This is a genomic window from Chlorobium sp. KB01 (assembly GCF_001975465.1).
Taxonomy (GTDB): Bacteria; Bacteroidota; Chlorobiia; order Chlorobiales; family Chlorobiaceae; genus Chlorobium.
Map to the genome: position 1 here is coordinate 1 of NZ_MPJE01000082.1, position 13,628 is coordinate 13,628.

Annotated in this window: 11 protein-coding genes and 4 tRNA genes; 4 read left to right on the forward strand and 11 right to left on the reverse strand. The window is 50.7% G+C overall.

Going from position 1 to position 13,628, the window contains the following annotated elements; all coding sequences use genetic code 11:
• Window positions 1-158: 158 nt before the first annotated feature.
• Both acnB and BOO20_RS12960 read left to right on the forward strand, forming a co-directional pair.
• A complete protein-coding gene (acnB, locus tag BOO20_RS09030) occupies window positions 159-2,729 on the forward strand; it encodes a bifunctional aconitate hydratase 2/2-methylisocitrate dehydratase (protein ID WP_076792197.1) in 2,571 nt (856 codons plus the stop codon).
• A 24-nt stretch (window positions 2,730-2,753) separates the two neighbouring features.
• A complete protein-coding gene (locus tag BOO20_RS12960; RefSeq protein ID WP_198935437.1) occupies window positions 2,754-3,083 on the forward strand; it encodes a hypothetical protein in 330 nt (109 codons plus the stop codon).
• Window positions 3,084-3,256: 173 nt separating this feature from the next.
• Here the strand turns inward: BOO20_RS12960 and BOO20_RS09040 are convergent.
• The 6 genes from BOO20_RS09040 to murA form a co-directional block, all read right to left on the reverse strand.
• A tRNA-Gln gene (locus tag BOO20_RS09040) sits at window positions 3,257-3,329 on the reverse strand.
• A gap of 147 nt (window positions 3,330-3,476) precedes the next feature.
• The gene (locus tag BOO20_RS09045) at window positions 3,477-4,370 is read right to left on the reverse strand and encodes an AEC family transporter (RefSeq protein ID WP_076792198.1); all 894 of its coding nucleotides are present in this window, start codon (window positions 4,368-4,370) and stop codon (window positions 3,477-3,479) included.
• A 39-nt stretch (window positions 4,371-4,409) separates the two neighbouring features.
• A tRNA-Arg gene (locus BOO20_RS09050) sits at window positions 4,410-4,486 on the reverse strand.
• A 22-nt stretch (window positions 4,487-4,508) separates the two neighbouring features.
• Window positions 4,509-4,582: transfer RNA gene (locus tag BOO20_RS09055), tRNA-Glu, on the reverse strand.
• A gap of 33 nt (window positions 4,583-4,615) precedes the next feature.
• Window positions 4,616-4,689 (reverse strand) — tRNA-Ile (locus BOO20_RS09060).
• 88 nt (window positions 4,690-4,777) lie between these two features.
• Window positions 4,778-6,049 carry a UDP-N-acetylglucosamine 1-carboxyvinyltransferase gene (gene murA / locus BOO20_RS09065; RefSeq protein ID WP_076792201.1) on the reverse strand — a complete coding sequence of 424 codons (1,272 nt, stop codon included), beginning with the start codon at window positions 6,047-6,049 and terminating at the stop codon, window positions 4,778-4,780.
• Window positions 6,050-6,244: 195 nt separating this feature from the next.
• Here murA and BOO20_RS09070 point away from each other — a divergent pair, with 195 nt between their 5' ends.
• Together BOO20_RS09070 and BOO20_RS09075 are read left to right on the forward strand one after the other, a co-directional pair.
• The gene (locus BOO20_RS09070) at window positions 6,245-7,780 is read left to right on the forward strand and encodes a murein hydrolase activator EnvC (protein ID WP_076792203.1); all 1,536 of its coding nucleotides are present in this window, start codon (window positions 6,245-6,247) and stop codon (window positions 7,778-7,780) included.
• A gap of 35 nt (window positions 7,781-7,815) precedes the next feature.
• Window positions 7,816-8,649, forward strand: coding sequence for an NAD+ synthase (locus tag BOO20_RS09075; RefSeq protein ID WP_076792234.1), 834 nt, complete (start codon window positions 7,816-7,818; stop codon window positions 8,647-8,649).
• 156 nt (window positions 8,650-8,805) lie between these two features.
• On the opposite strand, the gene nadB is transcribed toward BOO20_RS09075, so the two are convergent.
• From nadB to smpB, 5 genes are all read right to left on the reverse strand, one after another.
• On the reverse strand, window positions 8,806-10,401 hold the full coding sequence (nadB, locus tag BOO20_RS09080; RefSeq protein WP_076792205.1) for an L-aspartate oxidase: 1,596 nt from the start codon (window positions 10,399-10,401) through the stop codon (window positions 8,806-8,808).
• Window positions 10,402-10,501: 100 nt separating this feature from the next.
• Entirely contained in the window at window positions 10,502-11,119 is a 618-nt protein-coding gene (locus tag BOO20_RS09085) for a DedA family protein (RefSeq protein ID WP_076792207.1), read from the reverse strand.
• Window positions 11,120-11,286: 167 nt separating this feature from the next.
• Window positions 11,287-11,832, reverse strand: coding sequence for a pyruvoyl-dependent arginine decarboxylase (locus tag BOO20_RS09090; protein WP_006366415.1), 546 nt, complete (start codon window positions 11,830-11,832; stop codon window positions 11,287-11,289).
• Between the two features lie 80 nt (window positions 11,833-11,912).
• Window positions 11,913-13,133, reverse strand: a complete 1,221-nt coding sequence (gene tyrS, locus BOO20_RS09095) for a tyrosine--tRNA ligase (protein WP_076792209.1) — start codon at window positions 13,131-13,133, stop codon at window positions 11,913-11,915.
• A gap of 18 nt (window positions 13,134-13,151) precedes the next feature.
• Window positions 13,152-13,625, reverse strand: coding sequence for an SsrA-binding protein SmpB (gene smpB, locus BOO20_RS09100; protein ID WP_076792210.1), 474 nt, complete (start codon window positions 13,623-13,625; stop codon window positions 13,152-13,154).
• Window positions 13,626-13,628: the final 3 nt, after the last annotated feature.

Here is a 13,628-nt window from a genome sequence, read left to right on the forward strand (position 1 = left end):
GCATTCACAGCAATTACGCCTCTTTTAATACCTCGTAGCTCTGCTGCGAGGATTCTTTAATACCTTTGCCTATTGCGCATTCGCAAGTGCGTTTTCCCTGCCTTTTTTATTTACAGTCAATTAGTTTTACACACACATAACATCAGGAGATTGACCTTATGAGTCTTGTTGAACAATACCGCGCCCATACTGAAGAGAGAGCGAAGCTCGGCATCCCCCCGTTGCCGTTAACCGCGGAACAGACCCGTTCGCTTAATGCTCTTCTGCAGCAGAATCCCGTTCAGGAAAAGGAGTATCTGCTGGAGTTGTTCCTTGAACATATCAGCCCCGGAGTTGATGATGCTGCATTGGAAAAAGCCGCATTTCTTGATGGTATTGTCAAGGGGGAAATTTCCTGTAGCGTGATCGACAGCGTCGAAGCGGTGAAGATTCTCGGTACCATGCTCGGTGGATACAATGTCAAGCCTCTCATTGATGCTCTCAGCAACAGCAATCCGGCCATCTGCGAAGCGGCATCCGAAATGCTGAAAAAGACACTGCTCGTCTATGATGCATTTGATGATGTTGTCAGTCAGTCAAAAACCAACAAATATGCACGTGAAGTGCTTGAATCATGGGCGGCAGGGGAGTGGTTCTCTTCGCGGCCTGTTATTTCTGAAAAAATCACCCTTACCGTCTACAAGGTGCCGGGTGAAACCAACACCGATGACCTTTCACCAGCAAGTGAAGCCTTTACCCGCAGTGATATCCCGCTTCATGCGCTCTGTATGCTCGGTTCAAAAATGACCGATCCGATCGGCACCATTGCACAACTGAAAACAAAAGGGCATCCGCTTGCCTATGTCGGTGATGTTGTCGGTACCGGGTCAAGCCGCAAATCAGGCATCAACTCGGTTCAGTGGCATATGGGTACCGATATTCCCGCAGTGCCGAACAAGCGTACCGGCGGTGTTGTTATCGGCGGAATTATCGCGCCGATCTTTTTCAATACGGCAGAGGATTCCGGTGCATTGCCGGTTCAGGCGGATGTCTCGGCAATGGAGACGGGAGATGTTATCGACCTCTATCCGTTTCAGGGTAAAATCGAGAAGAACGGGGAGGTTATTGCCCGTTTTGAACTTACTCCGAACACTCTTGCTGACGAGGTTCGTGCCGGCGGACGTATTCCCCTGATCATCGGCAGAAACCTGACCAGAAAAGCGAGAAAAACTCTCGGTCTTGGCGAAGAGAGCCTCTTCCAGCGTCCGGAACAGCCGGCAGATACCGGAAAAGGCTACACGCTTGCACAGAAAATGATCGGCAAGGCCTGCGGACTTGCCGGTGTGCGCCCCGGCATGTATGTGGAAGCTGAAACGCTTACGGTCGGTTCACAGGATACCACCGGTGCCATGACCCGGGATGAGGTCAAGGAGTTTGCCGCATTGAGCTTCAGTGCCGACCTTGTCATGCAGAGCTTCTGCCATACCTCTGCCTATCCGAAGCCTTCAGATATTACCCTGCACAGAAATCTCCCCTTCTTTATCATGAGCAGGGGAGGCGTTTCGCTGAAACCCGGTGACGGCGTTATCCATACATGGTTGAACCGCATGGTACTGCCGGATACACTCGGTACCGGTGCCGATTCACACACCCGGTTCCCGATCGGGATCTCATTCCCCGGCGGATCGGGTCTTGTGGCGTTTGCCGGTGTTACCGGTACCATGCCACTCAATGTACCCGAGTCCGTGCTTGTTCGCTTTACCGGCAAGCTTCAGAATGGTATTACCCTGAGGGATCTTGTCAATGCCATACCCTGGGTTGCCATGAAAAAAGGGTTGCTGACGGTTGAGAAGAAGGGAAAAAAGAATGTTTTTGCCGGTCGTATACTCGAAATTGAAGGGCTGCCGGATCTCAAGGTTGAGCAGGCTTTCGAGCTGAGTGATGCCTCTGCCGAGCGGAGTGCCGCCGCCTGTACGGTCCGTCTTGACAAAGCTCCGGTTATCGAATATCTCAGTTCGAATATCGAGCTGCTTGAGCAGATGATCAAGGAGGGATATGGAGATGCTGATACCCTGCGCCGCCGTATCGGTAAAATGCAGGATTGGCTGAAGAATCCGACGCTTCTTGAACCTGATGCCGATGCAGAGTACGCAGAGGTGATTGAAATCGATATGAGTGCGATCACTGAACCGATTCTTGCCTGTCCGAACGATCCCGATGACGTCATGACGCTCAGTGAAGTGCTTCGTGATGAAAAACGGCCCAAGGTTATTGACGAGGTGTTTGTCGGGAGCTGTATGACCAACATCGGCCATTTCCGTGCTCTTGGTGAAGTATTCAGGGGCAAGGGGGTCGCTTCGGCCAAACTCTGGATTGTGCCGCCCACGAAGATGGATATGAAAAAACTGATCGAAGAGGGCTATTATGCCATTTTCGGTGCAGCAGGAGCCCGTATCGAGATTCCTGGATGCTCACTCTGCATGGGTAATCAGGCAAGGGTAGCTGACAATGCGGTTGTTTTTTCGACCAGCACCCGAAACTTTGATAACAGGATGGGCACCGGTGCCCAGGTTTATCTCGGTTCGGCTGAACTTGCTGCGGTGTGTGCGCTGCTTGGTCATCTGCCGAACAAGGATGAGTATCTGGAAATTTTCAGCAGGCATCTTTCCGGCTCAAAAGCAGAGAACATTTATCGTTATCTGAACTTCGACAAGCTCGAAAAAGCAGAATTGGAGTTGCTTGTTGACTAAAAAAAACATTTATTATGGCGGGATATGGAAAATTTTGCATATTCCGCCATACAGTGGGCTTTTGAAAACTCGCTGTTTTTTTTTAATATTAGTGAGCTGAAGAAGCTGTCAATTATCAAACAACAAAACAACAATCCAGCAATGAAAAAACTTTTCATTTTCTTATTCCTTGCAAGCACAGTTTCATTTGTCGGCTGCGCTAAAAAAGCAGAAGCTCCTGTAGAAGCACCTGCAACTGAAGCACCTGCAGCACCAGCAGCAGAAGCACCAGCAGCAGAAGCACCTGCAGCACCAGCAGCAGAAGCACCTGCAGCACCTGCAGCAGAAGCACCAGCAGCACCTGCAGCAAAATAAGTTTCCGCTAAACCGGTTTCTTATCAAAAAGAGACAGAATAAATGTTCTGTCTCTTTTTTTTTGCCCCCCTATAAGAAAATGGCGGCGTTTTTTCCTGATTCAGTTTTTTATTGATAGGCGGGGGCAAAAAAAAAGACACAGCCAAACAACTGTGTCTTTTTTTTCTTTTTTGCTGAGGAGCCAGGACTCGAACCTGGAATTGCCTGATCCAGAATCAGGTGCCTTACCAATTTGGCCACTCCTCAGTAGCGATGTGAATATATTTAAAAAAAAAGTTTTTCCAATTCACTTTTTATTTTTTCTCGAATGCTACCTCTTTTCATTGTCATGAGTTCCGGCAGGTCGTGAACGATGGATGCTGTCAGGTCACGGAATAGATGAATCGAGCTATCCTAAAGCGTGGTGAGCAGGATCGGAATAAGCACCATTGATGCAATCATGCAGGCAGCTACCAGTGTTGCAGCAAATTCGCGGTCCAGCTTTTCAACCGAGGCAAAGGTCAGGGTGTTGAAACCCGCAGGAGCCGAAGCGCAGAGCACCACAACGGCCCGGTCAACTCCGGAGATGTTGAGCAGGTCGGAGAGCCAGAGCCCGAGAGAGAGACCAAGCAGCATCCGCAGCGCTATGCCAACTCCGAGGTGGAGGGGATTTGCTTTTTTTATGCTGAAAGAGGCGCCAAGAGCAAGCAGAACAAGCGGGATGGTAAGCGTGCCTGTTGTGAGGAGAATTTTGGCGGTGAGCGGTTCCGGACGCAGCGAAAGCGCATTCATAAAGAGCGCCAGAGCGAGAGCCAGAAGCGGCGGCGATTTGAAAAGTTTGCCTTTCAGGCAGTGGTAGGGGTTGCCGCCGGAGCGGCATGCAAACGCCCATGCGATGGTATAGGCCGACACACCATTGGGAATATCAAAGATGAAGAGTCGGGCAAGACCCTCATCACCGTAAAATGACTGGACGAAGGGCATGACGAAACCGAGATTCATGATGATCGATCCGGAAACCAGGACGGCAGATGTTTGCGGCTTCATCCCGGTAACTTTTCCTGCAAGCATTGCAGCCGGGAGCGTGAGGAGGATTATCAATGTCGAGATAAGGGCGACAAGAAGGAGTTTGCTGTTCAATTCGACCGGGGGGAGCACGGATAGCAGGAGAGCCGGGAGTGTCAGGTTGAATACCAGCTTCAGGAGTGTGTCGGCATCCCGGTCATCAAGAACGGATGTGCGGCGCAGAAGCACTCCCAGAAAAAACATGGCAAATGTGGGAGCAAGAAGAAACGCAAGGTCAAACATCGGCACAGGAGGAAAAGCCGTTCAGCCAGCGAGAAGAGTTGGTGCACCCGAGAGGAGTCGAACCTCTAACCGTCTGATTCGTAGTCAGATACTCTATCCAGTTGAGCTACGGGTGCTTTTTTTTGTCTCATTGAGAGGTAGCGTGTACGGGATTCGAACCCGTGATCTTCGCCTTGAGAGGGCGATGTCCTGGGCCACTAGACGAACACGCCAGGTAAATATTTTTGTCAGCTCTTCATACTGCGTGGGCCCTGTAGGACTTGAACCTACGACCCAGCGATTATGAGTCGCTTGCTCTGACCAACTGAGCTAAGGGCCCTCATTGCTTGGCTTTAGAGGCAGTTAATATAATGCTTGAGATTGAATATGCAAAAGAATAATCTCTTTTTCTCTTTTTTCTCCGTTTATCAAAACTCTTTATAGCTTTCACGACTGATATCGGCGCCGAGACTCTTCAGTTTTACTTCGATTTTTTCATATCCCCGGTCGAGATGGTAGACCCTCAGCACCTCCGTTGTTCCTTTGGCAACAAGCCCTGCAAGCACCAGACTTGCCGATGCTCTCAGATCGGTTGACATCACTTTGGTGCCCGAGAGTGTTCTTGGTCCGTGAACCACCGCCTGGTTTTTGCGGATCTCGATATTGGCACCAAGCCGGTTCAGTTCAGGGATGTGGTTGAACCGTTCATGATAGATCTTGTCGGTAATATGGCTGGTTCCTTCAGCCTGTGTCATCAGGGCTATCCACTGGGCCTGCATGTCGGTAGGAAAAGCCGGGTAGGGTTTGGCTGTAATATCGGTCGGAATCAGTTTACCGCTGCTTTTCAGGGTGACACTGTTCTCGGTTGTTTCAACAGTGCAACCTGCGTGGACAAATTTTTTAAGTACCGATTTGAGCTGCTCCGGCTCAACATCGTTGACCGTGATCCCTCCTCCGGTTATGGCCGCAGCCGCAAGAAGCGTTCCTGCTTCAATCCGGTCAAATGCGTTCTGAAATTCTGCGGTATTGAGTGACTGGCTTCCCTCAATTTCAAGCTCGGTTGTTCCGGTTCCCCTGATGGTTGCTCCCATGGCCGTGAGGAAATGGCAGAGTGTTACAATTTCCGGTTCAGCGGCGGCATTGCTGATTGTTGTAGTCCCTTCGGCAAGTGAGGCTGCCATCAGTGCGTTGCCTGTTGCTCCAACAGAGGAGATCGGGAAATCAATATGGGCTCCGTGCAGCTTTCCGCCAGGGGCAGTGGCATCAATGAAGCCGGTCTCTATGGTGATACGGGCGCCGAGTTTTTCCATCGCCATCAGATGCAGGTCGATAGGCCTGGGGCCGAAGGCGCATCCTCCCGGAAGGGATACCCTTGCGTGGCCGAACCGTGCAAGCAGCGGGCCGAGCACATAGATCGAAGCTCTCATTTTTTTTACCAGTTCGTAGGGCGCCAGGATACTGGTCACGTTTCCGGTCGTAACGTTCAGGGTGTTGCCGGAAAAAGAGGTTTCAGCACCAAGGTGATGCAGGAGCTGCGTAAAGGTTTTGATATCCTGAAGATCGGGGATATGGTGCAGAATAAATGTCCCGTTGCCACTTAGCAGTGTTGATGCAATGATCGGCAGGGAGCTGTTTTTTGAACCCGAGGCAGATACGCTGCCGCTGATCCGGCGGCCCCCTCTTATGACAAGCTTGTCCATGTGGTAGTAGCTGATGAAAAAGCGATATTTACTTATTTAAGCGTAAGAAAAACAAATTATTTTTTTCTTGTGACCTTTGCGAAGAAAAGATTTTATCCTTTACCTTGAACAGAGGCCTCATGCTCTCTTCGGCATGGCTTTTTTTAACAGGTTTGTGGTAATAGTCTTTGAATTTTTACGGTCCGGGGATTTTTTATGAGTTTTATGGTTAGTCGCGCTTTTTTTTACACCCTGTTACGAAGGGCGGCATGTGCTTTTCTGCTCCTCCTCTTCTCTTTTCCCGTCACGATGTCCACTGCTGTGATTGCGGCACCTCCGGTAAACAGTGAGATTGCAAGGATCATGGCCGAGCGCTCATCGGTAGAGCGGACTCTCAGAGAGCTTAAAGGACAGTTGAAAGAGTACCAGTTCAAACTGAGTTCAACCAGAAAGCAGGAGTCACTCTCACTCAAGTCACTGGAGAATATCCGTCGCCAGATTCTTGTGCTTGAAAAAATGATCACTGAAAATCAGAACTATCTTGACCGTCTTGACCGGGATATCAATCGTCTTCAGGTCGAACTTCAGGGTAATCGCCAGATTTATGGCCGGGTCTCTGACGATTTCAGAAGAACAGCAGTTTCTGTCTACAAGTATGGGGGGCGCCGGGATGTTGAGCGTCTTTTTGCCTCGGGTTCGGTCAATGACGCAATCGTCCGGGCGCAATACATGGGCTTTTTTACCCGCGCGGTACGCCGTAATGTTGACGATCTGCAGCAGGCAGCCGTTACGCTCGAAAGTAACCGGGTTGCACTGGAGCAGACCTATCGCCAGAAAGCAGCAGTGGTAAAAGAGCAGGAGAACCAGCTGAAAACCTGGGCCAGAAGCAAACAGGAGAAAGAGGTTGTACTGGTCAAGCTGAAGCAGAACAAACAGGAGTATGCAGCTCAGCTCGAAGTTGTCCGTAAAAAACGTCAGCAGCTGCAGTCAAGGATTGAGTCGCTGATTATGGCTGAACAGCGGGCTGTGGAGGCTGAAAATGAGCGGAGGCGGAAGATCATTGAGGCGAGGCGTCTTGAAGCAAAGCGTCTTGAAGCAAAGCGTCTTGAGGCCCGAAGGGTGGAGCAAACCCGGCTTGAAGCTGACCGTCAGACCCTCAGACGGCTTCAGGCGGAACGGATGGCAGCAAGGAAGCGTAAAGGTGTTGCTCCGCCTCCGCTGCCGGAGCCGCCCGCTGTCGTCATCAAGGATAATAAAAGGCCGGAGTCTCAGCTTCCGCCGGTTCAGGAAAGGCAGAGTGTTCCCGCTCAGCCCGAGATCGCCTCTGATGTTGACCGTGTTTCGGCGGATTTCGACAATGCAGCAGGTTCTCTGCCCTGGCCAGTACGCAATGGTGTGGTATCCCAAAGATTCGGATCGGTTCAGGACCGGGATCTGAAAATTGTTACCACGAATAACGGCATAGATATTTCCGTACCGTCAAGTACCCAGGTCAGGGCGGTCTCCGGCGGCAGGGTCGCCCAGATTGCCTTTCTGCCCACATTCGGCAACATTGTCATTATCCGTCATTCAAAATCCTATCTTACCGTCTATGCCAATCTCGGTCAGCTGAGTGTGTCCAAGGACGATCTGATAAAATCGCAGCAGATGGTCGGGCTTTCCGGAAGGATGCCGGAGGGCGGTTCAGTGGTGCATTTTGAGATCTGGAAGGGTCGTGTCAAGCAGAATCCGGAAAAATGGCTCAGACGCTGACTGTGACGGGAGAACAAATAAATCGGGGTGCCATTATGAAGGTTCAGGATCTCCATCTAAACTACCATATAGTCGAGGAGATGCTCAAGGCTTTTCTTTCCAACGAGATCCGCAAATTCGGGTTCCGTTCGGTTGTTCTCGGCCTTTCCGGCGGTATTGATTCAGCGGTTGTCTGTGAGCTTGCTGTTCGCGCCCTTGGCCGGGATAACGTTCTGGCGCTCATGATGCCCTACCGGTCAAGCAGTCCGGAGAGTCTTGAGCATGCTGAACTCATGATCCGGAGGCTCGGTATCCGTTCGGAAGAGGTTTCCATTACGCCGGTTGTCGATGCACTGTTTTCCTCCGTGCCGGAGACCGAGCTTTTGCGGCGGGGTAATATCATGGCCCGGACCCGTATGGTTTTTCTCTATGATGTATCGGCCAGAGACGGACGGCTTGTTGCAGGTACAAGCAATAAAACCGAGCTGCTCCTCGGTTACGGAACCATGTTCGGAGACATGGCTTCAGCGATCAATCCTCTTGGTGATCTCTATAAAACCCAGGTCAGAGGACTCGCACGCCACCTTGGCATTCCTGAGCCGCTTATTGAAAAAGCGCCCTCCGCCGATCTCTGGGAAGGGCAGAGTGATGAGGATGATCTTGGTTTCAGCTACGAGGCGGTTGATCTTCTGCTTTACAGGATGCTTGAAAAGAGAATGGATAAAGCGGCCATTCTCAGAGAAGGGGTGGATGAACCGTTTTATGATCGTGTCAGAAAGATGGTTGTACGGAACCAGTACAAGCGGATGATGCCGGTTATCGCCAAGATTTCAGGCCGCACTCCCGGTATTGATTTCAGGTATGCCAGGGACTGGCAGGAGGTGAAGTAGGAGGCCCATCTCTTAATCTATTCCGCAATTTGATGGCTTCGTTGGGCGGTGCTCAAAATCCTCATGTACTCCGTGTACACTCCGGTTTCTGCGCTCCGTCCGCCTTACCCTCAAACTGCTCACTACGATTAATAGATGGGTTTGTGTCAATGTCAATCAGAAAGAGCGCAGCACAGTATCAATCAGAAAGTGTTTGTCGTCCTTGCCTGGGTAGTCGGTTGTGTAGTGCAGTCCTCTTGATTCACGGCGCTTTATGGCCCCTTCAATGATAAGGTTTGAGACCTTGATGATGTTCCTCAGTTCCAGAATCTGTGTGGTGATCTTTGTCTTTTTATAGTAGGCTTCAGTTTCATCCTTGAGGAAATCCATTCTTCTTTTGGCTCTGGCCAGCCGCAGGTCGCTGCGTACAATACCGACATAGTCATTCATCACCTGCTGGGCTTCGCGCTTGTTGTGTGAAACAAGGATCCACTCTTCGGGGTTTACGGTGCCGGTATCGTCCCAGTCGGGAAATTCGACACTGTTCTCCAGCTGCTGGAGTTGTTCGCGGATATCAATACTTGCTTCCCATGCGAAGACGAGCGCTTCGAGCAGGGAGTTGCTTGCGAGCCGGTTTGCTCCGTGAACTCCCGTGCAGCTGCTCTCTCCGCAGGCATAGAGCCGGTTGAGGGTGGTTCGGCCTTTGCTGTCCGTTCTGATTCCTCCGCATGAGTAGTGTGCGGCAGGGACGACCGGGATCATCTCCCGTGTCATATCGATGCCGAAACTGAGACAGGTTTCGTGAATATTGGGGAAATGCTCTTTGGTTTTTTCCGGATCGATATGGGTCACATCAAGAAAGACGCACTCCTCTCCGCTTTTTTTGATCTCCGAGTCGATGGCTCTTGCCACAATATCGCGGGGTGCAAGGTTCTGTCGCTTGTCATACTTGTGCATGAACTCCTGGCCGTTCTTCAGTTTCAGGATTCCTCCGAATCCGCGAACCGCTTCGGAAATCAGGTATGAGTTTGCCTTCGGATGGTAGAGAGAGGTTGGATGAAACTGGATGAACTCCATATTGGCAACTTCCGCTCCGGCCCGGTACCCCATGGCCACACCATCTCCGGTGGCAATATCGGGATTGGTGGTGTAGGGATAGACATAGCCGAGACCTCCGGAGGCTACCATGGTGATTTTCGAGAGAATTTTTTTCGGCTTCCGCTGTTTTGTATCAAGCACATAGGCCCCGAAGCAGGAGATGTCATTTGTTTTGATGCCGAGATGATGCTCGGTAAGCAGTTCGATGGCAAAATGGTGTTCAAGCAGGGTGATATTGGGATGGTTGTTGACCCTGTCAATGAGTGCGGTTTCAACTGCCCGTCCGGTAAGATCCTGCGCATGGACGATCCGGCTTCTTGAATGCCCTCCCTCCTTGCCGAGGTGGAGGTGGTCATGGTCTGATGTCGTAAAGTTGACACCGAGCTCTATAAGGCGCTGAATGTGCCGAGGCCCTTCCCTGACCATGAGGGAGACCATCTCTCGATTGCACAGTCCGGCGCCGGCACCGAGTGTATCGGCAATATGCAGTTCCGGGGTGTCGTTGGTATCGATAGTGGCGGCAATGCCTCCCTGCGCCCAGTTGGTATTTGACGTGAAGCTCTCTTTTTTTGTAATGATCGTCACACTGGCGTGATCGGCCATGTGAATGGCAAAGTAGAGGCCGCCTATACCGCTGCCGATAACCAGAACATCAGTTTTTATCGATTCAGTCATTACCGTGATACCCGGATTGTTAAAGGTTGTTCTGCCTAAAATACCACACCTGCGCTTAATATCCGTGAGCAGCCCTGTTTTAAAAAGAGATAAGCAGGAGTTAGCGTTGCTTTTTTTTCGGTTTCAGGCTTTTCAGCGCGCTGGCGGCAATCAGGATAATTCCTGCAAGAATGATGGTATGCAGGTACTGGACTATATCAGGAAAGAGGCTGGCAATAAAGTAGCCGATCAGGGTAAAGCAGAGTACCCACGCAACAGCTCCGGAAACACTGAAAAAGAGAAAAACAGGGAAGGCCATACCGGCTACTCCTGCAAGGGATGCAGCAAAGCTGCGGATAACCGGAACAAAACGGGCGAGAAAGATGGTTTTTGCACCGTGTTTTTTATAGAAGCGCTCGGTTTTTTCAAGGTGTTCCCTATGAAAGAAACGGGAATCCGTTTTATGGAAAATTGTTCTGCTGAGTTGTCGCCCTATAAGATAGCCGGTTGCATCGCCAAGAATTGCGCCGCATACAAGGGTTGCGAGTGTGCGATAGATGTCGAGACCTCCGGTTGCGGCGATGAGGCCGGCGGTTATGAGCAGGGAGTCACCAGGAAGAAAAAAGCCGGCAAAGAGTCCGGTTTCGGCAAAAATAATTATAAAGAGCAGCAGGTATCCTCCCCAGATAATCAGCTCTTCAAGTGTATGCATATTCTGGAACGGTGTGAAAAAGTCCATGAATCGGGGAGTGAATGATGGGTTAGAGGAGTGAGAGCCCGGAACCGAAAACAGTGAAAAGGGCATAGCCTGACCCTTTTCACTGTTCAGTAAATTTTTATACCGGGAGCACCCTTATGGAGTTGCCCTGACGACGGTTCAGTTCGTGCTGACCGGATTCCGGATGATTACGGAAGGAGAACGGCGCAGGAGATGACCGTTGTCCACATCCCGTTTTCACCCTCTGCCGACTGCGTGATATTGTAGGAGTTGATGATCTTGCCGCTCATCTTGTAGATACCCTCGCGTTCATCCCAATCCTTGTTGGGGTCAAACTCGATACCGAGGGTTGTGGCGAGCATGGTTGCTGCAAGATCTTCAGCATATTCTCCGGACTGTTCGGCAGATTCTCCGAAAGGATGGTGTTCAGAGAGGTAGCCGTACTGGGTATCGTCAGCCGGAATAGCTACACCGACCGAAGCGGCAATAAGGCGGTTGTACTCATTGGTTGAGTTGCGAGCCATGACGGCAAAGGTGATCTGGCCTGGAGAGAGCTCCTTCAAACCCTCTTCAACACTGATGCGCTCACATTTCGGCGGAAAAATACTTGAAACGGTGACCAGATTGCATTTCTCAATTTTGGCTTCTCTCAAAGCAAGCTCGAAAGATGAGAGATACTCCTTGTGCCTTCCCACACCTTTGGTGAAGAATACTTTTGTCGGGACAAATGACAATGCCGTGCCTCCGGATAAATTTATTGTACAAACAGTCTACACTATCGAAATTGAGCAATTATAGGAAAAAGCAGTGGCATTCAAAATGTTTTTTTTGCGGCGACTTTAAAAAACCTTCTTTTTCCGGCTCTGATGATTTTCGGTTCGCTTTCGAGATCAATCTTCTCATGGATTTCCGAGATTTTCCGGTCATCGACCAGAACGGAGTTCTGCTGTATCATCCTGCGGGCTTCGCTTTTTGAAGGGGCGGCACCAAGGGTGACCAGCAGGTCGATCAGAGGCAGTGATTGCTCTTCAAACAGGAAGAGTTCAATGTGATCAGGTGCTTTTTTATGCACAAAAAGCTGATCGAAGTGTGTTTCGGCATCTGCAGCGGCTGAGCGTGAGTAGTAGGAGGCTACAATCTCTCTTGCAAGAGCCCTTTTGGCACTTCTCGGGTCCGTTTCCCGCTGTTCAAGAATAGCTGATGTGGCTGCGCGCTCTGTTTGCGGTACCAGAAGCCGGCACCAGGTCTCGATCAGCGGGTCGGGAATCGAGAGTACCTTGCCGTACATCTCCGAAGGCGGGTCATTGAAACAGATGGCATTACCGAGTGATTTCGACATCTTCTCCTTTCCGTCACTGCCCACAAGCAGCTCCATGGTAATGCAGACCTGCGGCGGGATGCCGTACTCCCGCTGCAGATCCCTGCCGACAAGCAGGTTGAATTTCTGGTCGGTGCCGCCGAGCTCAATATCGTTTTTCAGATGTACCGAGTCCATCCCCTGTGCCAGAGGGTAGAGAAATTCATGAATCGAGATGGGTTCATTGGAGCGGTAGCGCCGTTCAAAGTCATCGCGTTCAAGCATTCTGGCGACGGTGTAGTGGCTTGACAGACGGATGATGTCGGCAAATTTCATGGCGCCGAGCCAGTCGGAGTTATAGCAGATGGTTGTTTTGTCTGGATCAAGGATTTTTGATGCCTGTTCGAAGTAGCTTTCACCGTTCTCTCTTGCCTCTTTTGCCGAGAGCTGGGGTCGTGTTTTGCTTTTCCCTGACGGGTCACCGATCATGGCGGTAAAGTCGCCGATGATGAGGATTGCTTCATGGCCGAGATCCTGAAACTCCCTGAGTTTTCGCAGTACGACCGAGTGGCCGAGATGCAGATCCGGTCTTGACGGGTCAGCACCAAGCTTCACTTTGAGCGGCACGCCGGTTTTCAGGCTGTGCAGAAGCTTCTGTTCAAGCTCTCCAACGCTGATGAGTTCCACAACATTGGCGGTAATGATATCAAGCTGTTCCTTTACGGTTGGAAAACGCATGGATTGAGTTTTTGGTGTTTAATATTGTTTTCGTAGCTGCTCCATCTGCCGCTGGTTCTCCCGCGCCTTGATGGTTTCGCGTTTGTCGTAGAGCTTTTTCCCTTTGGCGATGGCAATCTCTATTTTTAACAACCCTTTTGAACTGAAAAATGCTTTCAGCGGTACCAGTGTGAGCCCTTTTTCCGTTATTTTCGCCTGTATTTTAAGGATTTCAGCCTTGTGCAGAAGCAGTTTCCGGCTCCGTTTCGGTTCGAGCATCTCCAGATGGTTGTGCTCATACGGGGTGATCTGCATGTTCTCAAGCCACACCTCATTGCGAAGGATGATGGCAAAGCTGTCGTTCAGGCTGGCCTTGCCGAGACGCACCGATTTGACCTCGCTGCCGAAGAGCTGGATACCGGTGACGAAGGTATCAAGAATTTCAAATTCATACCGGGCCTTTCTGTTCTGAATGGCTTGTACGTAGTGCTGTGTGGTCTGTTTTTTCGACACCGT

Bases quoted from the DNA above. Each gene is read 5' to 3' on its own strand.
- acnB (WP_076792197.1), top strand. From the start codon at position 159: ATGAGTCTTGTTGAACAATACCGCGCCCATACTGAAGAGAGAGCGAAG.
- BOO20_RS12960 (WP_198935437.1), top strand. From the start codon at position 2,754: ATGGAAAATTTTGCATATTCCGCCATACAGTGGGCTTTTGAAAACTCG.
- BOO20_RS09045 (WP_076792198.1), bottom strand. From the start codon at position 4,370: ATGTTTGACCTTGCGTTTCTTCTTGCTCCCACATTTGCCATGTTTTTT.
- murA (WP_076792201.1), bottom strand. From the start codon at position 6,049: ATGGACAAGCTTGTCATAAGAGGGGGCCGCCGGATCAGCGGCAGCGTA.
- BOO20_RS09070 (WP_076792203.1), top strand. From the start codon at position 6,245: ATGAGTTTTATGGTTAGTCGCGCTTTTTTTTACACCCTGTTACGAAGG.
- BOO20_RS09075 (WP_076792234.1), top strand. From the start codon at position 7,816: ATGAAGGTTCAGGATCTCCATCTAAACTACCATATAGTCGAGGAGATG.
- nadB (WP_076792205.1), bottom strand. From the start codon at position 10,401: ATGACTGAATCGATAAAAACTGATGTTCTGGTTATCGGCAGCGGTATA.
- BOO20_RS09085 (WP_076792207.1), bottom strand. From the start codon at position 11,119: ATGGACTTTTTCACACCGTTCCAGAATATGCATACACTTGAAGAGCTG.
- tyrS (WP_076792209.1), bottom strand. From the start codon at position 13,133: ATGCGTTTTCCAACCGTAAAGGAACAGCTTGATATCATTACCGCCAAT.